Below are 20,774 nucleotides of genomic sequence, written 5' to 3' on the forward strand. Positions count from 1 at the left end.
GGAAATTCTCACAATATGATGACATTGTTATGACATTCTCAATGTTATAAATTCTACGCTGTCTTCCTCGCGTGTCGTCAAGCTGACGCAGTGAGTATGGGACCATGGGGCAACCCCATTTTCGCGAGGTGGACATCGTGAGCTCCGGTACGCTTAGAATGGCGTCTTTGAACAGCGCGGCCGGTCGCAAGGCGCCCGGAGCCTCCGGCGGAGGTTCCGCCTTGCTCACATCCACCGCTGCCGCGCTCGCGCGCATGGAGTCCGCATACCCGATGGTCAATACCCCACAACTCCTTGCCGCCGTCGATCTCGGTTCGAATAGCTTCCGGCTGATCGTCGGCCGCGTCGAGGAAACCGACGCCGGCAGCCAGATCTATCAGGTCGATGCGTTGCGCGAGCCGGTGCGGCTCGCCGCCGGATTGTCGCGCGACAAAATGCTCGACCGCGCGTCGCAGGTGCGCGGCTGGGACGCGCTGAAACGCTTCGGCGAGCGGCTGCGCGACTTTCATCCCGATCACGTGCGCGCCGTCGCAACCAACACGCTGCGCATCGCGAAGAATGCCGGCGAATTCCTCGGCGAGGCGCAAGCGGCGCTCGGCTTCCCGATCGAAGTGATCGCGGGCCGCGAGGAAGCGCGGCTGATTTACGCCGGCGCTGCGCACTCGGTGCCGGCGAGTGCGGGCAAGCGGCTCGTGGTGGATATCGGCGGCGGGTCGACGGAGTTCATCATCGGTTCGCATTACACGCCGATCAAGATGGAGAGCCTGTATATCGGCTGCGTGAGCCATAGCCGCACGTTTTTCCCGGCAGGCAACGTCGACGAATACACGATGCGTCAGGCCGAACTCGCCGCGGGCCGGGAAATCCAGATCATTTCGTCCGAATACAAGAAGACGGGTTGGGAGCAGGCCATTGGTTCGTCGGGCACCGCGCGCGCGCTCGCCGAACTGGTCGAGGCAAACGGCTTCAACGATGCAGGTGTCACGCACGGCATTTCGCGCGGCGGCCTCGAGCGCCTGAAGCGCGCGCTGATCAAGGCGGAGAACGTCAACCGGCTGAAGCTCGTCGCGCTGAAGGGCGACCGCATTCCGGTGCTGGCCGGCGGTCTGTCGATCATGATCGCGGTGTTCGACGAACTGGGCGTCGATTACGTCGATACGACGGACGGCGCATTGCGTCTTGGCGTGCTCTACGACCTGCTCGGCCGTTCCCAGCACGAAGACATGCGCACGGTCACCGTGGAAGGCTTCATGCGCCGCTATGGCGTGGATCGCGCGCAGGCGGGGCGCATCGGCGAGCTTGCCGTGCGCTTCTACGATCAGTTCGACGAACCGGACGAAGAACGTCGCGTCGAGAATCGCATGTTCCTCGGCTGGGCGGCGGCGCTGCATGAGATCGGCTTGTCGATCTCGCACAGCGCGTATCACAAGCATTCGGCGTACATCGCGAGCAACGCGGACATGCCCGGCTTTTCGCGCACCGACCAGGCGCGGCTCGCGGCGCTCGTACTCGGTCACGCGGGCAAGCTCGGCAAGCTGTCGCAAACGCGCGAGGTCGAGTGGCCGCTGCTGTTCTGCTTGCGGCTCGCGGCGCTGTTGTGCCGACGGCGCGCGGATGTGGGTCTGCCTGGCATCTCGGTCGCGCAGGCTAACGGCGGTTATGAAGTGCGTTTACCGAATGAGTGGGTCGCTAATAATCCGCTGACCGACTACAGCCTGATCCAGGAAGCCGCGGAGTGGGAAAAGGTTGGGATTCCGTATCGAGTGGTTTATACGGACGAGTGACGCGTCCGTTTTTTGTTTTGCCAGCCTTTGGCAGAACACACAGCAGATGAAGAAAAGCCCGGTTTTTACCGGGCTTTTCTGTCCATGAGGAGGTTGTGCGCTCAGCGCGGCATGGCATCGCCAAGGAAGTGCCGCGCGTAACGCGCATTGATGTCGGACAGGCGGAACAGCGTCAGGAAATCGGCCGTGTTGAAGTCGGGGTCCCATGCCGGCGCACCGCAAATTTTCGCGCCGAGACGCAGATAGCCTTTGACGAGCGGCGGCGGCGCCACGTTGGCGCCGGTTTGCAGTTCGTCGACGGGCAACGGCGTGTGGGGAAACGCGCGATATTCGGGCGCGGTCAGCGCGCTGTCGCGCAGCGAGCAATACAGGTTCGCTGCGTAATGGCCGCCGTCGACCATCGCGACGCTCGCGCAGCCGAGCATCGTCTCGTAGCCGTTGTGCTGCATGTAGGCCGCAAGACCCGCCCACAGCGACATGATGACCGAGCCGCTGCGATAGTCGGGATGCACGCACGAGCGGCCCACTTCGACCATCTTCGCGCGCAGGTGCGTGAGACGCGAGACGTCGAACTCGCTTTCCGCATACAGACGCCCGATGCGCGCCGCCTGGTGCGGCGGCAATGCGCGATACGTGCCGACCACCTTGAGCGTGTCGAGATCGCGCACCAGCAGGTGATCGCAATACGGATCGAACGAATCCACGTCGAGACCGGCGGGACCGGAGAGGCGTGCGCCCATTTCATCGGCGAACACACGGTAACGCAGACGCTGCGCCTCGCGGAGTTCTTCGTCGGTGCGAGCCCACGTGACTCGCAGCCGATGCTGCGCGGTGACCGTCTCTTCAGCGCGGGGCAGGCGGCGGGACTCGAAGATCGAAGCGAGGGGCAGGGTAGGCGTCGGCAGTTCTCGCATTGGGCGTCCTGGTCGAAAAAAGGATGAGTCTTTTTTCGCCAATGTAGTAACGCGTGGTGACGCTCGCATGGCAAAGCTGTGACGATTGGATGACTGCCTGTAAGGGGCAGTGGAGGAATCGTGCGGGGAGGCGGTTTGTGAGGCGCTCCTTGAGGCGCATGCGCGCTTGTTTTATGTGCTGCGGTGCTGCCGCTGCGGTCTTTGCGGTTTGCGGCTTGCGGCCGCGGTTTGCACGCGGCCTGTGAACTGGTGGTTCAGACCAGCTCGGGCGTGATGGCCGCGTGCAGCACAGCTTGGTCGTCGCCGTGGCGCTCGCGGCTCGCGATCCACCATAGGCCGGCTTTCTTGATTGGCCAGCTTGCGTCGCTGCTCGCGAGCAGTCTCGCGGCGACGTGGCCGAGCGTCGGCTGATGACCGACGATCACCACCGTTTCGGCGATGCCTTTCGGCCAGCCGGCGGCGGTCAGCACGTCGAGCGCACTGGCATTCGGCGCGAGTTCGCGCACGACGCGGTACTGGTCGCTCAGCGTCTCCGCAGTCTGGATGGTGCGCACGGCGGGACTCGCGAGGATCACGGCGTCGTCGGGCAGGCGCGTGCGCAGCCACTTCGCGACGTTTTGCGCCTGCTTGCGGCCACGCGTGGTCAGCGCGCGGGCGAGATCCGTGGAGGCGTAGTCTTCGGCTTCGGCGTGACGCCAGAGAATCAGATTCATGCGGGCTCCTATTCTCGAGTCTGAGTGCGGCGAGGGGGCGCGGAGGTGGCGGGTTTGGCAGTGTGCTCTGTCCGTGTCCACTGTCGCATGCGGGTGCGGCGGGTTGCAAGGCGGGTGAGGCGGCTTGCCTTGTCACCTCGTCTCGTCTCGTTGCTCGCGTCGAGCGTTCGAATGTCTTACTAGCAGATCGCGGTCCTGAATGCCGCCGGCGGCGGACGCCCAAAAGCAAAAACCCGCGAAGCCGAAGGCTACGCGGGTTCTGTGATGCGCTTATTGCTTGATGCCAATTTCGTGGTCGGAGCGAAAGGATTCGAACCTTCGACCCTCTGATCCCAAATCAATTTCTTCATCACTATTAGAGTTCGGGAAGATGCGGGCAAGTAATATAACACTATGATTTAAAATGGTTTTAAAAATTTTTGGTTCGAGAGTGTTCGATGCCGTTCGCCAGAATTCCGAACATCTCCGGTAACATGGCGGTAACGAAACCGCTATTACCGATGAGGTTATGGGAAATCTTACAGTCAGGGCAATTGAGTCAGCAAAAAGTAAGGATGAGGCTTACTTCTTGTCGGACGGTGATGGGCTGCGCCTGAGGGTTGCAAAAGACGGGGCGAAAACGTGGCAGGTCAAGTACACGGCAGACGGCAAGGAAACTACTGTGACGCTGCCACGTCGCTACGGTTCCAACAGCGACGCCGCTCATATGTCGCTTGCTGATGCCCGACACGAGGCGGCTGCTATTCGCGCGCTCGCGCGGAGTGGCGTGGACCATCAACAGAAAGTTAGAGAAGACTTGGAAGGGCAACGCCGCCAGCGCCAGCAGCAACGAGCTGACGCAATGACTGTACAAGACTTATATGACGCGTGGTTTCCAACCATCGCAACAAAGCGGGGCAAGCGTGGCCGAAAAGACGGCGGGGCGGAGGTCGCTCGGACATTCTCGAAGTTTATAAAGGGCAAAATCGGCGGCAAACTTCTCGCGGAGTTGTACGCCGTGGATGTGAGGCCAATCCTTACCGCGATCGCGGACAGTGGCGCAAACCGACAGGCGACGGCGCTGCTGGTCGACCTTAAGCAGATGTTTCGTTGGGGCGACCAGAATCAACCGTGGAAACGTCTGCTTGCGAGCAGCGACATTTTGGCAATTCGAGCGGAAGATATTGTTAGCGGCGGCTATGATCCTGTTCGCGACAATGAGCGTGACAGAGTGTTGAGCGAGGATGAAATCCGCACACTTGCCGGGCTGTTGCCGAAAGCCGATCTTTCGCTTGTGATCCGTTCGGCGATTTGGATCATGCTTTCAGTCGGAACGCGCGTCGGCGAGACCGTTGCTACCCGTTGGTCGCATGTTGATCTAGAAAATAAATCTTGGTACATCCCTGCGGAAAACACAAAGTCAGGGGTTGCGCTTAGTGTGCAAATGTCGGACTTTGCGCAAACGCATTTTGCAGCGCTTTGGGCATGGCGTGAAACACTACCAGAGGATTTGCGTGGCGACTGGGTTTTTCCGTCGAATCGGGATCGCACCGCGTCCCTCAACAACCAGACCGTTGGAAAGGCAGTCGCCGACCGTCAGCGAGTTGGTAGAAAGGCGCTGCCCGGGCGGACAGAGCGTGTTGATGCACTCGCGTTGAACGGCGGGCAGTGGAAGTGTCATGACCTGCGACGCACTTGCGGAACCATGATGCAAAGCCTTGGCATCCCCGAAAGCACAGTGCACCGCTGCCTGAATCACGCTCGCAGCGACAAGCTCGATCGGGTCTATCTGCAACATAACTATGCGAACGAAATGGAAGCCGCATGGCAATTGCTTGGCGAACGGCTTGCGATCGTGTCGAGCGGCGAAGGAAACGAAAGTGCCCCCGCGGATAAAATCTAGTCCAGGACGCAAAGAAGCGCCCACCGCCAGAAGCTCTAGGCCCCATCGCATTCAGTCCAATGCATCGTCCCGGCCAGACAGACCGAGGTCCTTCCGCGATATGCCAAGAGCATCTTTGATTTCCTTGATGTAGCTGGTCACGGTTCTTGCGGTAACGGCCCCACCCTCAATCGACTCTGTCCAATTCTCTATTTCCTTGGTAATCGCCAGATGACTCTTGGGTTGATTGCGCAAGTGGATCAGCGCCGCAATCACCTTAAGCATCGCCCTTTGCTTTTTTGTGCTGACCCGCTCGGGTCTCTCAACTTCGCAGATTTCCACACCTTGACACCGCGCGAAGTCGACCACTCCGGAGCGCGTGAGACCGAGATTGAAGCATTTTGCCCAGTCGGGTAGACCGTACTCGAACACGCAGGTACCTGCTGTATGTACGTCGAACACCGGCAATCGACCAAGCTCGACCAGCGCGCGAAGACGGCTTTGATGTTTTGCAAGGGTGTCCGCCCAGTATTCGGACGTGTGCACTTCACTCGGCGGTATGTCGTGCAGCGCCTGGGTAATCGCTCGAGCCGTAATGTCGACCGCCTGATCAAGCGTGTAGAAGTGTTGGACCGGTATGACAGTTGACGTGATGACGTCAACCGATGCCACCAGCCTGTCCAACGACGCCTCGCGTGTGCGTCGCGCGGCTTCACTATCCAGTCGTGATCGTTCGCGCTCTGAGAGGATTTTCTGTTGCAAATCCGGAGCCAGCAGATCGAAGTTTTGTTCGAGCCAAGTATCGACCCAGGTAGGCACATTGTCTTTCATGGGCATGCTGCCTTCTCCATCGTGAAACGGGCCCGCGGTGAGTTCGGGTAACTCCGTGCAATCGGAAAATTATATTTTGACCGGAATTTTCCGTTACGAGTCTACGCGCCCTACGAAACTGCGTTCAGACGCTGGATGTTCATCGGCGTCCGACGATGTTCCGTTAAACGACTTGGAGTTTTCGATGAAGAAGAGCTTTTCCCCCCAATCGGTGTCACCTGACGCTACTGCGTCGGTGGACACGCCTACAGCGTCGCTTCCGCGCGTCATTCGCATGCCGGGCCTCCGGCAGATGTATCCGGTCGCCCGCACGACCATCTATGAACTCATCAAGGCGGGGAAACTGCCGCGTCCTATCGCGCTGTCCAAGCGCGCCCGCGGTTGGGTTCTCGCGGATGTTGAGGAGTGCATCGCCAAGCTGAAGGCCGAGGCCAATCATGGCTAACAATAACGATCTGTCGCAAAAAAAGCCCGACACGGCGGCTGCCAATGGCACACCGAAAGTAATGGGCCCGGATTCGAGCGCATCCGAGGGTGCACGCGAACCTGCCGGTGCCGCTGCGGTGCAAGCATCCAATCCGCCCGCAATGAAGGCTCGCGCGAATATGAAACCTGCAAACCGCGTGGTGCTCGCGATTGTCAATGATCCAACCGTGCTGGCGATGTCGATTGCCGCCGCCGCGGATAGCATGATTCGTGACCGCATGATCGCAGACCTGCCGGTTCCCACAGTGCTGTCGATCACGGGCCTGTCGCCGTCTGGTTCGCGCATTTCGGAAGCCGTGAAGCGTTTCACCCCCAAAGACATCGAAGCGCAAGTGAACCCGGTGCTGATTGGCCACTGTAACCGCGTCAATCCGCTGGTTCCCGAAGGCGCTCACATCGTAAAGAGCTACCTCAAACCCAATGTCTGTGTCATCGCTCACGTGGAATACACGGACTTGAAGCGCGACGAGGCGACCGGCGTGCTGGCTCACCTCAACGCGGCGGTAGAACAGGCGAACGCCTTCGTCGTCATCTTCGTGGTATGCACTAAAAAGCAGGACACGAGCTGGCTGCGTGCATACGCCGGAGAGTTCGTGGAGATCACCAAGTGCGAGCCCGGCCCGGGTGCACAAGCAGCGATCGTATTCACGAACGTGTCTCTCGTAGACCATCACGCACTGGGCATCGGCCGCGTGATGATCGAAGCGTTCGTCGATTCGGGTGGCGCTTATACCTTCCGCTCCGAGCCGCTCATCGCGGAACGCGCGATCATCCGTTTTGCGTGGTGCGCGCGTAACAAGGGGGCGAAGATCGAACAGATCGCAGCGCTCGTCGGCCGCAATAAGTCGAACGTGTCGCGTGGGCTCGACGATCTGCTGGTTCCGCCCAACAATGAAGTGGGTATGAAACCGCCGAAAGGTTCGCGCAATCGCTGGGCGACTTTGTATAACCTCGACGAAGTCTGGCCGCTTAAGTCTCCGGATGCTGGCGCCGCGGGCGAGGTGACAAACACGCCGCACTCGCCGAAGACTGGCGACTCGGGTCGTGCTGCGAAAGCACCGCCGATGACCAACAGCACCAACTCTCTCTCGTCGAAGACCTTGCCGTAATTGAGTGGTGCGGTTGTTGCGCAAGAATCCGGGTGTACCGATTCCGACGCAACAGCCGCGCCTTCACAGCGCGAGCAGCCTTAACGATCGATTTTTCACCTCTGCCACCAGCTTGGGTCGACGGACACCCTCGCGAAGAAAGTCGACCACCTGTACGTCTCTGTCGACACGCTGAATTCGCCGAAATACTCGTAAAAATCGGGGTGCCAGCACGACTTTGGCTAATCGAAGTGCTATCGGGTCTCGCGGAGAAAGTCGACCAGAAATGGCATCGTTTAGGACCGCATGTGTGCCTCAATTTCGCGAATACCCCTATTTTTCAAGAGGATTTTGCGCGTCCATTCCAAGAGAATCGCGGCTGTAATAACCAATACTACACATAGAGAGATTCACTCCATCGAGGAATATGCAGCGGATCGCTAAGGCTAGTACGCACGATCAGTTTTCTGAATGTTGTAAATGATCGAGCTCGCCGGGCTTCCTTTATCCAACCGCCTTCATCCATGCTCTCCCAATCAATCTATTGAATTTGCGCAATCATGCCCAATGATCCGATGAAAAAAACTACCCTCTCCCCACTCGACCATATCCTCGAGATCGGGATCGACAAACTCAAGTGCGGCATCCGTTCCGAGGATGTTGACGATTCCTTTGCGGCCCTTTTGCAGGAAAAGTTCGAGTCGCTCAGGAGCAAACCCAACACTCGTCGTCATTCGTCGCAGCGTCAAGCATTCCAACAGCGTATGTCTGTGCAGGTTGGCGGTTCACACGTGCTCATTGAATGCCAGCCGAACAAGGCTACTCATCAGTGGGTGGCAACTTTCGAGTTCAACCCCAATCTGTATCTGCGCAAGGGCGAAGCGGCCATCAGTAACCTCGCTCGTTTCTTCCGCTTTCTGTTCGGCTACGACGCGCATCGCATCCTGTCGCGCGCATTCGTCTCTGTGCTGCACGTCAACGTTGACACCGACATCAACCCGTTGCAAGGGACGCTGGTTGCCGCAAAGGGCAAGCGCAGCGGCGCCAAGGTACTTTACGATTTCGACGGCAAAGGCGTTCTCGGCTCACTCTACATCGGTGTGCTCAATTCGGACCGGCGACTTATCGTTTACGACAAGGCTGCCGAAGTGCTGCACCGCGAGCTGGGGCGGCACGCCAACCGGATTCTCGCGGCGCTTGCTGAGGACGATAAGTGGAATATCGAAGTTAGCAAGCTGGAGAAGAAACTGGAGATGCCGGATCGCTGGCGGCTCGAAGTGCGTAACAAGCGCGATCCTAAACATGCGGTGCCTGTCGAGGACATTGCCGATTTCGCCTCGTCCTTCAAGGGCGTTCGTCTGCTGCACTTGCCGGTCGATGCTGAGCCGTTCAACGACTCGCTCGGCCGCCTGTTCATTGGGAACGCGCGTAACGATGGCATTCCCCGGGCGCTGCTGGCACTCGATTCGAACGAGCGTCGTCGGTTCGACCGCAAGCTTAAACAGTTGCCAGAGGTCGACTGGTTCAACGAGATGCTGCTGCGCGAAGCCATCGGGCAGGTTATTGCAAAGCTTGCTCGGCTGTTCGCTTCACCGCCGTCTCGCCTGCAATTGTCGGACACTGGCGAACGTCACTCGCCCGCAGTGACGGGAGCCGCCGGCGTGAAATTCCGGCGCACGACTCCGAATCCTGCAAAGCCGGGCACGCCGCGTACGCATACCGAGCCCGAGACGCCTCCGCGCCGCCGTTTGGCAGGCGGTACGTAGCAGTTGCATCACGCGCCGACTTGGGAGGGGTCTGCTCAACGCTTCGGCGCGGTTATCCGAGCATTTCTTTTTAGCTGGGTCGAGCTGGGCACACAGGTCGGAAGTTACTACTTCACCGAAACAGCGCAAGACGGCCAATACACATGAAGATGCCGAGACGTCCCTCACGGCTCGAGTTGTTACCTGCCGCTCCTGCAGCGATTTGTCGGAACACTATGCCACGAGCAGCAACACGCGAAATCCGTCAGATGCGCTCGCGTCCACGCGTACCGTCGGAATCACGAACGCCTCCGGGGACACAACCAGACCGGCGACCCGGTGCGTCACGCGGTATATCTCTGACAGCCGGATCGAATGGTTGCCCGCTATTGCGACGATGACGCCAGCCGCGTCTGCCAGTGCGGAACGCCCGGCATCCACAATCGCGCGTGCCGTTGCTTTAAATGCGCGGTCCGGCTGGCCCGTGCTGTGTGGTCCCTCTGCCTCGCCCACGCCGATCGATACGACGGCTCCTCTGAGTATTCCCTGTACGTCGGCAAGATCGGTGCAGACTGGTGGCGCGACTCTCAGTCCACCAGCGATATGCTTGATGACGCGGCACGCGAGCTGTTGTGCTTCCGGCCGTGCGGCATGCAGAGCGATCACCGAATCAAATGCCTGAAGAAGGTTGCGTTCGCGCAATTTACCGTCGGACGGCGGTTCCTCTGACTGAGCAGCGAGGGCCACCACAAAAAGGCCAGCTTCGCGCGCGATACGCGAAACGGAGGACGCGACTGAAAGATCGCCTTCAACTTGCGGATCGACGACGATGAACAGCAGTCCCACCCATCGCGGCGCAGCTGTTGAGATGGCCGGAGCGCTGTCAAACAATCGGGCCTCACGCGAAACTTCTGCAGTCGTCGGCAACGCAAGAATGTATCGGATGTCTCCCTGAATTCGAGCGTCAGCCAACGCGCTGTTCAGACCAGTGCATGCGCTCGTGAAGACAACATCTACCGGCATATCATTGCCAGCGTCGGAACTCCGGACCGCGCGCCCCATTTCCCACAAAATCACATCCGATCCTGACTCGTCTGGCGACCTGTTGAGATTGTTCATGAGATTCCCGGCTACGAAGCTCTTTCTCGCCGTCGCTAAAAGAGACGCTTGTTGTGTGGGTGTCCTACCAACGCTGACGGCCAGCGTCGGCAGGACACATCCGGAACTGATGCCTTTCTAGTTGAAGCTCTTCGACTGTGCTGCTGCAGTCGTAATCGCGTAGACGCGGAAGCTCTTGTCCTGATAGAGGTCCAACGCCCAGCCGTGATCCGTATCACGATAGGTCAGATACTGCTGATTCTCAGACGGTTCAAGACGAGGAATGGAGTACGCGTCAATGAAAGTCTGGGCGAAGTCCTTGCCGGACATTTTGTCTGCCTGGAATGCGACGAGCGAAAGGTCCGATCCAAACGTGAATTTCGACAACGTGCGTCCATCGAACTCGAAGAGACCAATGTATTTAGGTTGCGTTGGCGTCTCCCCACAGTCGAGCACAATGCCGAAGGGAGTATGGATCGCCAGATTCATGAACGGATTGCTGGTGTCGGTTTTTTCCTCGACTTGGCATCGCGCGCTTTTGGGCATTATCGCGGCCACCGCTGCTCGCACCTGTTCTGGTGATTCTCCTAGCACAATGCCCTTTACTTGCGGGCCGCTGGCACTGGCAGCAGGGCTTCCCGATTGGGGCGCAGCGCTACCGTTCTCGTCGGTTTCGTGTGGCTGATTCGCTACCTTACTTGCAGACGTCGATTGCGACGCAGCTGGAGATGAAGCGGCGGCGCTCGGCGCGCTTGCGGGCATGCTCTCTGCCTGCGAAGAGCGTTGTGAGCATGCCGCAAGGGCAAGCAGTGCGACAGCAGACAGTGCGAGGAGATAACGTGAATGTCCGGCAATTTTCATAGTCTCTGGTCCTTGTGGTTTGCGGCTGCGGTTAGTCCGCAGACGCGATTTAATACATGGTGGATAAGGTGAAGCCGAACGATTTGCCTCGTTCCTAAGAGAACAAACCTCGTTATGTGATGTAAAGACCGTAGATGCGAACGCATCATATCGTAAAGATCGGAGCATGTCCGCACCGCTCCGAGGCCCTGATCCGAACGCCAAACTCATCTCTCTTAGGGATGTCTTGGCCTACAACGTCCGCGCCAATCGGGTCGAAAAATCACTCTCTCAGGAGGAGCTTGGTTTTGCGGCGGGACTGGACCGCACATTCATCAGCCAGGTTGAACGGGCACGAGTGAACGTATCGGTGGACAACATCGAACGTCTAGCGATTGCACTCAATGTTGAGCCCTCTCGGTTATTTGAGCGGCCCTGACTTGGAAGCAAGGCATATCTACGGCGGCTTCCTCGGCTCATCGATTTTGATTGAGATCGCACTATCCAACACGACTGAGAACGTCGCGTTAGGTGTGGTGTAGATGGCGTGCCGCAGCCGCCGGCCGGTCTTGCCGTCGGCATATTGGAGGCGACCATTGCAACACGCCATCGCCGTTGGTGGCCCTTCCGCCGGGTCGAGAACCAGCAGCGTATGTGCCTCCAACTGCTTGGTGAATTGTCCGCCTTCGACACCAATCGCTAGCACCGCGTGGATGTGTGCCTCACCAGCGGCGTGGTAACTGCAAATCACCAATCGCTTTCTCGTCAGTTCCCGTTCAGTGAATGCGATGACTTCTCTGTGCGAGCTCTTTTCGGCGACCTTCGTACGCAGACCGCATTCAAGCTCCGCTATCAGCGTTGCAAGCTCCTCGAACGTCGCCCCTGTGAAGAAGTAGTGAATCGCTCTCTTCCAGAATGTCGCTTCAAGCCGCCGTCGATAGGTAGCAATGCGCGATGTGTCGGCAATCCGACCGTAAATCTGCAGCGCCATCGCGAGACAGTGCAGCGTACATGACGAATCCCAGTAGCTTTGCTGGCTGTGAACAGCGAACCTTGAGCGAGCGGAAGTGAGGTTGAGTCCCGGACGGACACCGGGATGAAACCGCTGGACGACGAAGCTCATGGCTCAGTACTCGCTCAGCAGGAGAAGCGTGCTTGAGCTTCGGTCGGCCTCCGTGATGATCCAGATTTTCTCCTTGTTCGCGCCTAGTTCGTACGCACTTAGAAGTCGTCCGCCTAATATCACGGCGCGTTCATTGGCGGCGCAATCCTCGGCGTCCAGCACGCCCCAGTCGCCGCACTGATGTCGCAGCAAGAGTTGGAAGGGGGGAGTTCCGGTTCTGTGCATCAGTTCGCGTGCGCCGGGCGTCATCACCGTGCGGCCTAGCGGGAAAAAAGGTTTATGGTTATTTTTTATCATGATTAGGTATCCTTAATAACTTAAGCGAGCTTCATCCCCGGCAGGATTCCGGTGTCAAAGGCTCAAGTTGAGTGAAAAACCGGAACGCGAGGCTGCAGCAGTGCGTTTCGGCCCAGCGGAGACGTTATCGGAGGCAGTTGCCGGGCGTGAAGATACCGGAAGTTAAGGTTTATGGGCAAGTCACTGAGCGAATCAGGCGAATGCCTAAAAACCGGCATTTTTCTTCCCAAATGATCAAAAATTGCCAAAAATTGACGTTCCACGAGCCAAATGTAACATACATGGCAAACGCGACAAAAGGGATCAATCAATCGCGTCCCGGCGCGCTGTTCTGCCCCGATCCGAAGTCCCGACGACATCCCTCGGGACTTTCGGGACGCGGGAATCGCCCTCGGACCCGATAACGGCCCCGCCAGCGGGCCGTTCCTCCCACGCCAAGGGGAAGCATGGGCTCGAAGTGTCCGCCGCTCCATGTGCCGCTCATCAAGGATGAAAGCTTTGTAATTATTGTTGCGGTACAACGTTGCGTTTCTGGACACATTTTGGCAGAAAAAACGGGCTAATTGCTCATTTTTTGTGCAAATCAATCGTTTCGGGCAATTTCAGGTGTTGGTATCCTGCAATCTGTGCTGGACCTTGCTGCAACGTTTCGGCGCGCGTGCTGTGCGGCCTAAGCGAGGCTTGTCTAACATCCGCGGGTAGTTCGGGCCTTGTTGACACTTTCCTCATTTGGGCGTTGGCGCACCTCTCGCTAACTCCGCCCGCGACCGTGTCCGATAGGAAACAGACCTCCTTGATGGCTGGATTCGCTCATCGACCGCAGCGTAATAGGCCCGGATCGCAATCGTCAAATAGCTGCGAAGAGGGGTAGAGCGGTTAAAATGCAGCCCGGCAGGTTGCCTACCCGGCCTGCAGGCCGGACGGTGGCAGCCAGCGACGCCAGCCGTTCTCGGTCGTCTAGGATGCCGGTTCGCCCAACATTACGCCATAGGGGCACGTACTTGAACGCCGTTGAGATAGAACAGGCCATCACCGACCTTGCGGAGCAATTGTTCGACGGCGAGAACTTTCCGTATGCCTTCCTCGGAGCTTTCGGTAACAAGGCCACGACGATACAACGTTTGCGCAGCGGCGCTACGAACAAATCCGACCTCGGCGGAGTTCTCCAGACAAACAACATTCATATCGCGACATGCGCCCGTGGTCAAGTCACGTGGACCCTCAAGGCTCTGAAAGACAGCCCGGCAACTGCCCGGGCAAAGGCAAAGTTCATTCTTGCCACGGACGGCCAAGACTTCGAGGCTGAGGATTTGACGAGCGGCGAAACGGTCGCCTGTGCCTTCAAGGACTTTCCTGACCATTTCGGATTCTTCTTGCCGCTGGCGGGCATCACCACCGTCCGACAGATCAGCGAGAACGCCTTCGATATCCGGGCGACCAGCCGCCTGAATCGGCTCTATGTCGAGTTGTTGAAGGACAACCCCGAATGGGGAAAGACTGAGCGCCGCCACGACATGAATCACTTCATGGCGCGGCTCATCTTTTGTTTTTTTGCCGAAGACACGGACATCTTCATCGGCAAGGGCAAGTTCACCGAAACCGTCGCGCAGATGAGCGCGAAGGATTCATCTAACACTCATGACGTGATCGGCACGCTGTTCCTCGCGATGAACACCCAGCGTGATGAACGGGTAGCCGCAAAGATTCCCCGCTGGGCGCATGACTTCCCCTACGTCAATGGCGGCCTGTTCTCCGGCAGCATGGACGTGCCGAAGTTCAGCAAGATCGCTCGCTCCTATCTGCTGCATGTTGGCGGTCTCGACTGGACCAAGATCAACCCGGACATCTTTGGGTCGATGATCCAGGCGGTCGCCGAGGATGAAGAGCGCGGCGAGCTTGGAATGCACTACACCAGCGTCCCCAACATCCTCAAAGTCCTGAATCCATTGTTCCTTGACGACCTGCGGGCGCGACTGGAGGAGGCGGGCGACAACCACCGCACCTTGCTCAACCTGCGCAAACGCATGTCGAAGATTAGGGTCTTTGACCCTGCCTGCGGCTCTGGCAACTTCCTTGTCATCGCCTACAAGGAGATGCGCGCGATAGAAGCGGAGATCAACAAGCGGCGCGGTGAACCGGATCGCGCCTCAAGTATTCCACTCACGAACTTTCGCGGGATTGAACTCCGCGATTTCCCGGCAGAGATCGCGCGCCTTGCGCTGGTCATCACCGAGTACCAATGCGATGTGCTCTATCGCGGGCAGAAGCTCGCCTTGGCTGAGTTCTTGCCGCTTCGCAACGAAAACTGGGTCACTTGCGGTAACGCCTTGCGTATCGACTGGCTAAGCGTGTGTCCGCCGACCGGAACAGACGTTAGGTATCAGGCTGATGACCTGTTTCACACGCCGCTGGATCAAGCAGAGATCGACTTCGAGAACGAAGGCGGTGAAACCTACATTTGTGGTAATCCGCCGTACCTAGGTGGCAAGAGCCAAACGCCGGAGCAAAAATCTGAGTTGGCGGATGTCTTTCGTACGGACGAAAACGTTGGCGAACTCGACTATGTAGCGGGGTGGATTCTCAAAGGCGCGGAGTATGTCGTCGCCAGCGGTCTTTCCAGCGTTGGCTTCGTAGCTACGAATTCTGTAAACCAGGGTGCGCAAGTACATCAGTTGTGGCCGCGCGTGTTTTCGCTTGGCATTCAAATCTTCTTTGCCCACAAAGATTTCAAGTGGTCAAACAACGCAACGAAGAACGCTGCCGTCATCTGCTCTGTCATAGGCCTCAACCGCAACGATGGGAAGCGCAAGACACTATTCGCGGATGGTATGGCGAGAGAAGTGGACTGTATCGGACCATACTTGGTGCCCGGGCGCGAAACCATCGTTGATCAAGCATTGACGCCCATCTCGGAATTGAGGCCCATTCTCACCGGCAACAGCCCGTACGATGGCGGCAATCTCCTGCTATCTCCCGAAGATAAATCGCAGCTCGTTACACGACATCCGGACGCAGCCTCTCTTGTGGCGAGGCTCTACGGTTCAAAGGATTACCTGAACGGCGAACTGCGGTACTGTTTGTGGATTGACGAAGCATCCCTAGGACGCGCTACTGCTATCGACGAGATTCGGCAGCGTATTGAGAAAGTTAGGGCATTTAGATTATCGGGGGGACAGGTTGCACGGGGGCTTGCCTCCCGGCCACACCGGTTCCGATACACACATACCGCTACTCGGCAGTTGATAATCGTTCCTAGAGTATCCTCAGAACGCAGGGATTATATTCCGTTCGGGTTACTCGCCGACGACTGCATCGTTTCAGACTCTGCTCAAGCAATTTACGATGCCGAACTTTGGAACCTAGCCATTCTTTTGAGCCTCTTGCATATGGCTTGGGTTCGCACTGTCGCAGGCAGGCTGAAGACCGATCTCCGTTATTCTTCCGCACTCTGCTACAACACGTTTCCGTTGCCGCCACTTACGGATAAGAACAGGGCAGACCTGACGCGGTGCGCCGAGGACATCTTGCTCGCGCGCGAACATCACTTCCCGGCCACGCTGGCAGAGCTCTATGACCCAGGCAATATGCCCGATGACCTCCGTGCGGCACACGACCGCAACGACGAAGTGATGGAGCGAATCTACATCGGTCGCCGCTTCAAGAACGATACTGAGCGGCTGGAAAAACTGTTCGATCTCTATACAAAGATGGTCGCTGCGGCTGCACCGACCACGGCCAAAAAACCGAAGGCGGGAGCAAGCGCATGAGTGACTATGTGTTGTTCCAGATGTGGGAACCGTTTCGACAATCGCTAATGAAGGGGCATTCGTTCTACATCGAGCAAGCGCGGAAACGCTTGGTTTCGCAGTTCGATGATATTGAGGCGGAAGCCGACCGCGCAGCCGAGGAGTGGCTGGAAATAAGTGGCCAGCACTTTGATCCAGATCGACACGACCCCGGCGACTTCTACGAAACGGCCAACGATGTGGGCATCGAATTCTATGGGCTCTTGAGCAATATGCGCGAGCAAACCCGCTTGAGCGTCGTTGCCGGGATGTTCCACGAGTGGGATAAGCAGCTGCGTAATTGGTTGGTACGCGAAATTCAGCACTGGCACCATGGCGACAACACCAGCTTGCAGGTCTGGTCGGCCAACTTCGGCCAGCTCGCTGATTTGTTGGAAAGTTTTGGCTGGAATTTCCGCAGCAAAGAATACTTCTGTACGCTTGATACCTGCCGCCTGGTTGTCAACGTTCATAAGCACGGCGATGGGAAATCCCTGGACGATTTGAAGAATCACTATCCGGAATACTTTGATGATCCTTTCGCAGGCTCCGGCGGCAGCTTTTCCGATCTGAAATTTTGGGACCACACGCATCTCACGGTGAATGATGAGCAGTTTCAGACGTTCTCCGATGCGATCTTAGCTTTTTGGCGGGACGTTCCGAACAACGTTTTCGAGAGCCAGATAACTAACGTCCCACAGTGGTTCGAGAACGCCATCAAAAAAGATCGCGCCAACTCGCAACAGACGAGCAAGACATGACCAATCGAGCTGACAAGTCCGTCCCCTCCGTATCCGTCACCTATGCCCGAAACGGTGCGTCCACCAAGGCCAATGCCCTTGGGATGCGTCCGATGCAGGAACGCGCGTACGAGAAGCGCGGGGAGCAGTACCTGCTCATCAAGTCGCCGCCTGCGTCAGGCAAGAGCCGTGCGCTGATGTTTGTCGCGCTCGATAAGCTCCAGAACCAGGGCTTGAAGCAGGTCATCATCGTCGTTCCGGAGAAATCCATCGGCGCGAGCTTCAACGACGAACCTCTATCGGAGTTTGGTTTCTGGGCTGACTGGCACGTCGAACCCAAGTGGAACCTCTGCAACGCACCCGGCAACGACAACGGTGGCAAGGTGAGGTCAGTCGGCGCTTTTCTCGAGAGCGACGACAAGGTGCTGGTCTGCACCCACGCGACGTTTCGCTTCGCGGTCGATGCGTATGGCGTGGAGCAGTTCGATGACCGGCTGATCGCCGTCGACGAGTTCCACCACGTTTCAGCCAACCCCGACAACAAACTCGGCCTGCATCTTGGACAGTTTATCGAGCGTGGTCGCGTCCACGTCGTCGCTATGACCGGCTCTTATTTCCGGGGCGACGCCGAGGCCGTGCTTGCGCCATCCGATGAATCGAAGTTCGATACCGTCACCTACACCTACTACGAACAGCTCAACGGCTACGAGTACCTTAAGCAGCTCGATATCGGCTATTTCTTCTACTCCCGCGTCCATCCCGAAACCTACGCCGACGACATTCTTGATGTGCTCAACTCGGACGAGAGGACCATCATCCACATCCCCAACGTCAATTCGCGCGAAAGTACGAAGGACAAGGTGCGCGAGGTGGAGCACATCATCGAAGCGCTGGGTGAGTGGCAGGGCATCGACGCCGCCACTGGTTTCCAGCTCGTAAAGCGTCCCGATGGCCGTGTGCTGCGCATTGCCGATCTGGTCGATGACGATGCTTCAAAGCGCGATCGGGTTTCGGCGGCGTTGAAAGACCCGCTGCAGAAGAACAGCCGGGACCATGTGGACATCATCATCGCGCTAGGCATGGCGAAGGAAGGCTTCGACTGGATTTGGTGCGAACACGCGTTGACCGTGGGCTACCGCGCCAGTCTGACCGAGGTCGTGCAGATCATTGGCCGTGCGACCCGGGATGCACCAGGCAAGACCCGCGCGAGGTTCACCAACCTGATCGCTGCCGTGGATGCGACCGAAGAGGCTGTCACCGAGGCCGTAAACGATACTTTGAAGGCCATCGCGGCAAGCCTGCTGATGGAGCAGGTTTTAGCGCCACGCTTCGAGTTCAAGCCGAAGAACCCGGATAATGGTCCCGCGCCAGGCTTTAACTACGGCGAGGGTGGCTACGACCCGGACAAGTGCAACGTCGGCTTCAACGAGCAGACAGGGCAGTTTCAGATCGAGATCAAGGGTCTTACCGAACCCAAGAGTAAGGAAGCTGCACGGATTTGTCAGGAAGATTTGAACGAGGTGATTGCTAGCTTCATTCAGGACAAGACCGCCATCGAGCGCGGCTTGTTCGACGAGGAGCTGGTGCCCGAGGAGCTTACGCAGGTCCGCATGGGCAAGATCATCAAAGACAAGTACCCCGAGCTTGACGCTGAGGATCAGGAAGCGGTCCGCCAGCACGCCATCGCCGCGCTCAACCTGACGCAGCAAGCCAAGCAGGTGGCTACCGGTGACGACAGCGCCGAGCCATCGGCCAACACCGCTCTCATTGACGGGGTGCGCCGCTTTGCCATGGACGTGCGCGAGCTTGACATCGACCTCATCGACCGCATCAATCCCTTCGGCGAAGCCTATGCCATCCTTGCCAAGACGATGAGCGAGGAGAGCCTGAAACAGGTTGCGGCGGCTATCTCTGCCAAGCGGACGAGCCTGACGCCGGAGGATGCGCTTGACCTTGCCAAGCGCGCAGCGCAATTCAAGAAGGAGCGCGGCCGTGTACCTGCGCTCGATTCACAAGATGTTTGGGAGCGACACATGGCCGAAGGGGCGTCGGCCTTCATGCGCTTCAAGGCCGAGGGGCGTTATGAGTAAATCCGACCTCGACGATCTGGCCGCAGAGCTTTCCGACTTCGCCGGGCCCGAGAAGAAGGGGGGACGCCCGCCGCGCGAAGAGCGCATCATCGCCGGATTCGAGGAGATTCAGCGGTTCTTCGAGACGCACAGCCGCGCCCCGCAACACGGGGAAGGCCGCGACATCTTCGAGCGACTGTACGCGGTGCGCCTCGACCGCCTGCGCGAGCTTCCTGATTGCCTCGCGCTGCTTGCACCACTGGACCGACAAGGTCTACTTGCGGGCGCGCCGAGCGTTGCCGCAATCGAAGAGACTATAGACGTGGACGAGCTTGCCGCGGAGCTGGCTGGCACGGCCACCGCCGACGATATCACTGTCCTTCGCCATGTTCGTACGAGCGCCGAGAAACGCGCCGCCGAGGAGGTTGCGCAACGCATGCCGTGCGATGACTTCGAGACGTTCAAGCCTCTCTTCGAGCAGGTGCAGCGTGAATTGAAGGAAGGCATCCGCGAAACGCACGCCTTCCACAAGCTGGATGAAATCAAGCTGACTGAGATTCAGCAGGGCGAGTTCTACATTGTCGGAGGTCAACTGGCCTACGTTGCCGAAGTGGGCGAGGAAATCCGGACCAACTATGAACGCCGTGACAGCCGCCTTCGCGTCGTCTTCGACAACGGCACAGAGAGCGATGTTCTACTACGCTCGTTCCAACGCGCACTCTACCGCGACGAGGCGGCTCGACTTGTCACCAACCCATCCGCCGGTCCTCTATTCTCTGACGAGGCAGCGGATGATGACCATGAAAGCGGAACGATCTACGTTTTGCGCAGCAAGTCGGACAATCCCATTGTCGTGGCTAACCGCGAGGTGCTGCACAAGATCGGGGTGACAGGCCAGAGTAACGTCGCCGCCCGGTTTGCCAACGCGAGGAACGATTCAACCTTCCTGCTGGCTGACGTGGAAGTGGTAGCTACCTATGACCTTTACAACATCAATAGGGTCAAGCTCGAAAACCTTATCCACCGCGTGTTCGACCCGGCGCGCCTTGACATTGAAATCAAGGACCGCTTTGGCAAGGCCGTCGTCCCGCGCGAGTGGTTCCTGGTGCCGGTGTTCGTAGTCGACGAAGCGGTCGAGCGGATTAAGGACGGGACGATTACAGGGTACGTTTATGACCCCAAGTCGGCGCGGCTGGTAAGAAAGTAACTGGCCGCTTCACCCCTGCCACCGCGACGTGAATGGAGGGGCGGGGGGCAGACGGCCGGTCCGCAGCACCGCGCGGCACGCATTAACAGCTCTCATCCCGTCCATTACAAAAGCGCAGTTCAGTCGGCTTGGGCGGTCGCTGAATTCGGTCAAACGAATCGCTTCAAGCGTCATCTCGCTTGCGAGACGCCAA

17 protein-coding genes are annotated in these 20,774 nt (G+C 58.3%); 10 read left to right on the plus strand and 7 right to left on the minus strand.

Translation table 11 applies throughout. The features are described from left to right. The first annotated feature begins 158 nt into the window (after window positions 1-158). The gene (ppx, locus tag C8K18_RS01265; RefSeq protein WP_053858535.1) at window positions 159-1,784 is read left to right on the plus strand and encodes an exopolyphosphatase; all 1,626 of its coding nucleotides are present in this window, start codon (window positions 159-161) and stop codon (window positions 1,782-1,784) included. 101 nt (window positions 1,785-1,885) lie between these two features. On the opposite strand, the gene C8K18_RS01270 is transcribed toward ppx, so the two are convergent. Both C8K18_RS01270 and C8K18_RS01275 read right to left on the minus strand, forming a co-directional pair. Continuing rightward, window positions 1,886-2,698 (minus strand): GNAT family N-acetyltransferase, encoded by an 813-nt coding sequence (locus tag C8K18_RS01270; RefSeq protein ID WP_006051995.1) that lies wholly within the window; start codon window positions 2,696-2,698, stop codon window positions 1,886-1,888. A 254-nt stretch (window positions 2,699-2,952) separates the two neighbouring features. Next, on the minus strand, window positions 2,953-3,411 hold the full coding sequence (locus tag C8K18_RS01275; protein WP_006051996.1) for a histidine phosphatase family protein: 459 nt from the start codon (window positions 3,409-3,411) through the stop codon (window positions 2,953-2,955). Window positions 3,412-3,919: 508 nt separating this feature from the next. Between C8K18_RS01275 and C8K18_RS01280 the strand changes: the two genes are divergently transcribed. Then, window positions 3,920-5,293, plus strand: coding sequence for a site-specific integrase (locus C8K18_RS01280; RefSeq protein WP_107706459.1), 1,374 nt, complete (start codon window positions 3,920-3,922; stop codon window positions 5,291-5,293). A 51-nt stretch (window positions 5,294-5,344) separates the two neighbouring features. Here C8K18_RS01280 and C8K18_RS01285 read toward each other — a convergent pair whose 3' ends face one another. After that, complete coding sequence (locus C8K18_RS01285) at window positions 5,345-6,109, minus strand: hypothetical protein (RefSeq protein WP_107706460.1); 765 nt, start codon at window positions 6,107-6,109, stop codon at window positions 5,345-5,347. A 178-nt stretch (window positions 6,110-6,287) separates the two neighbouring features. Between C8K18_RS01285 and C8K18_RS01290 the strand changes: the two genes are divergently transcribed. The 3 genes from C8K18_RS01290 (at window position 6,288) to C8K18_RS01300 (ending at window position 9,443) form a co-directional block, all read left to right on the plus strand. Beyond that, window positions 6,288-6,548 (plus strand): AlpA family transcriptional regulator, encoded by a 261-nt coding sequence (locus C8K18_RS01290; RefSeq protein WP_107706461.1) that lies wholly within the window; start codon window positions 6,288-6,290, stop codon window positions 6,546-6,548. After that, entirely contained in the window at window positions 6,541-7,698 is a 1,158-nt protein-coding gene (locus C8K18_RS01295) for a hypothetical protein (protein ID WP_107706462.1), read from the plus strand. Before C8K18_RS01290 ends, C8K18_RS01295 begins: the two co-directional genes overlap by 8 nt. Before the next feature lie 554 nt (window positions 7,699-8,252). Beyond that, window positions 8,253-9,443 carry a hypothetical protein gene (locus C8K18_RS01300; protein ID WP_181325322.1) on the plus strand — a complete coding sequence of 397 codons (1,191 nt, stop codon included), beginning with the start codon at window positions 8,253-8,255 and terminating at the stop codon, window positions 9,441-9,443. A gap of 213 nt (window positions 9,444-9,656) precedes the next feature. On the opposite strand, the gene C8K18_RS01305 is transcribed toward C8K18_RS01300, so the two are convergent. Then, window positions 9,657-10,541, minus strand: a complete 885-nt coding sequence (locus C8K18_RS01305) for a hypothetical protein (RefSeq protein ID WP_107706464.1) — start codon at window positions 10,539-10,541, stop codon at window positions 9,657-9,659. 117 nt (window positions 10,542-10,658) lie between these two features. Beyond that, window positions 10,659-11,381, minus strand: coding sequence for a hypothetical protein (locus tag C8K18_RS33020; RefSeq protein WP_132384529.1), 723 nt, complete (start codon window positions 11,379-11,381; stop codon window positions 10,659-10,661). 166 nt (window positions 11,382-11,547) lie between these two features. Between C8K18_RS33020 and C8K18_RS01315 the strand changes: the two genes are divergently transcribed. After that, the gene (locus C8K18_RS01315) at window positions 11,548-11,799 is read left to right on the plus strand and encodes a helix-turn-helix domain-containing protein (RefSeq protein ID WP_107706466.1); all 252 of its coding nucleotides are present in this window, start codon (window positions 11,548-11,550) and stop codon (window positions 11,797-11,799) included. An 18-nt stretch (window positions 11,800-11,817) separates the two neighbouring features. Here C8K18_RS01315 and C8K18_RS01320 read toward each other — a convergent pair whose 3' ends face one another. Together C8K18_RS01320 and C8K18_RS01325 are read right to left on the minus strand one after the other, a co-directional pair. Beyond that, the gene (locus C8K18_RS01320) at window positions 11,818-12,483 is read right to left on the minus strand and encodes a hypothetical protein (RefSeq protein ID WP_132384530.1); all 666 of its coding nucleotides are present in this window, start codon (window positions 12,481-12,483) and stop codon (window positions 11,818-11,820) included. Between the two features lie 3 nt (window positions 12,484-12,486). Continuing rightward, complete coding sequence (locus C8K18_RS01325; RefSeq protein WP_107706468.1) at window positions 12,487-12,780, minus strand: hypothetical protein; 294 nt, start codon at window positions 12,778-12,780, stop codon at window positions 12,487-12,489. 1,001 nt (window positions 12,781-13,781) lie between these two features. Between C8K18_RS01325 and C8K18_RS01330 the strand changes: the two genes are divergently transcribed. The 4 genes from C8K18_RS01330 to C8K18_RS01345 are packed head-to-tail and all read left to right on the plus strand — an operon-like array spanning window position 13,782 to window position 20,581. Beyond that, a complete protein-coding gene (locus tag C8K18_RS01330; RefSeq protein WP_107706790.1) occupies window positions 13,782-16,547 on the plus strand; it encodes a DNA methyltransferase in 2,766 nt (921 codons plus the stop codon). After that, a complete protein-coding gene (locus tag C8K18_RS01335) occupies window positions 16,544-17,326 on the plus strand; it encodes a hypothetical protein (protein ID WP_107706469.1) in 783 nt (260 codons plus the stop codon). Before C8K18_RS01330 ends, C8K18_RS01335 begins: the two co-directional genes overlap by 4 nt. Continuing rightward, complete coding sequence (locus tag C8K18_RS01340) at window positions 17,323-19,395, plus strand: DEAD/DEAH box helicase (RefSeq protein WP_107706470.1); 2,073 nt, start codon at window positions 17,323-17,325, stop codon at window positions 19,393-19,395. The genes C8K18_RS01335 and C8K18_RS01340 overlap by 4 nt, the downstream gene beginning before the upstream one ends. After that, a complete protein-coding gene (locus C8K18_RS01345; RefSeq protein ID WP_107706471.1) occupies window positions 19,388-20,581 on the plus strand; it encodes a GIY-YIG nuclease family protein in 1,194 nt (397 codons plus the stop codon). Before C8K18_RS01340 ends, C8K18_RS01345 begins: the two co-directional genes overlap by 8 nt. The last annotated feature ends 193 nt before the right edge of the window (window positions 20,582-20,774 follow it).

The organism is Paraburkholderia sp. GV068 (assembly GCF_003058125.1).
GTDB lineage: Bacteria > Pseudomonadota > Gammaproteobacteria > Burkholderiales > Burkholderiaceae > Paraburkholderia > Paraburkholderia graminis.

Coding starts and splice junctions, on each gene's coding strand:
- ppx (WP_053858535.1), top strand. CDS start 159: ATGGCGTCTTTGAACAGCGCGGCCGGTCGCAAGGCGCCCGGAGCCTCC.
- C8K18_RS01270 (WP_006051995.1), bottom strand. CDS start 2,698: ATGCGAGAACTGCCGACGCCTACCCTGCCCCTCGCTTCGATCTTCGAG.
- C8K18_RS01275 (WP_006051996.1), bottom strand. CDS start 3,411: ATGAATCTGATTCTCTGGCGTCACGCCGAAGCCGAAGACTACGCCTCC.
- C8K18_RS01280 (WP_107706459.1), top strand. CDS start 3,920: ATGGGAAATCTTACAGTCAGGGCAATTGAGTCAGCAAAAAGTAAGGAT.
- C8K18_RS01285 (WP_107706460.1), bottom strand. CDS start 6,109: ATGCCCATGAAAGACAATGTGCCTACCTGGGTCGATACTTGGCTCGAA.
- C8K18_RS01290 (WP_107706461.1), top strand. CDS start 6,288: ATGAAGAAGAGCTTTTCCCCCCAATCGGTGTCACCTGACGCTACTGCG.
- C8K18_RS01295 (WP_107706462.1), top strand. CDS start 6,541: ATGGCTAACAATAACGATCTGTCGCAAAAAAAGCCCGACACGGCGGCT.
- C8K18_RS01300 (WP_181325322.1), top strand. CDS start 8,253: ATGAAAAAAACTACCCTCTCCCCACTCGACCATATCCTCGAGATCGGG.
- C8K18_RS01305 (WP_107706464.1), bottom strand. CDS start 10,541: ATGAACAATCTCAACAGGTCGCCAGACGAGTCAGGATCGGATGTGATT.
- C8K18_RS33020 (WP_132384529.1), bottom strand. CDS start 11,381: ATGAAAATTGCCGGACATTCACGTTATCTCCTCGCACTGTCTGCTGTC.
- C8K18_RS01315 (WP_107706466.1), top strand. CDS start 11,548: ATGTCCGCACCGCTCCGAGGCCCTGATCCGAACGCCAAACTCATCTCT.
- C8K18_RS01320 (WP_132384530.1), bottom strand. CDS start 12,483: ATGAGCTTCGTCGTCCAGCGGTTTCATCCCGGTGTCCGTCCGGGACTC.
- C8K18_RS01325 (WP_107706468.1), bottom strand. CDS start 12,780: ATGATAAAAAATAACCATAAACCTTTTTTCCCGCTAGGCCGCACGGTG.
- C8K18_RS01335 (WP_107706469.1), top strand. CDS start 16,544: ATGAGTGACTATGTGTTGTTCCAGATGTGGGAACCGTTTCGACAATCG.
- C8K18_RS01340 (WP_107706470.1), top strand. CDS start 17,323: ATGACCAATCGAGCTGACAAGTCCGTCCCCTCCGTATCCGTCACCTAT.
- C8K18_RS01345 (WP_107706471.1), top strand. CDS start 19,388: ATGAGTAAATCCGACCTCGACGATCTGGCCGCAGAGCTTTCCGACTTC.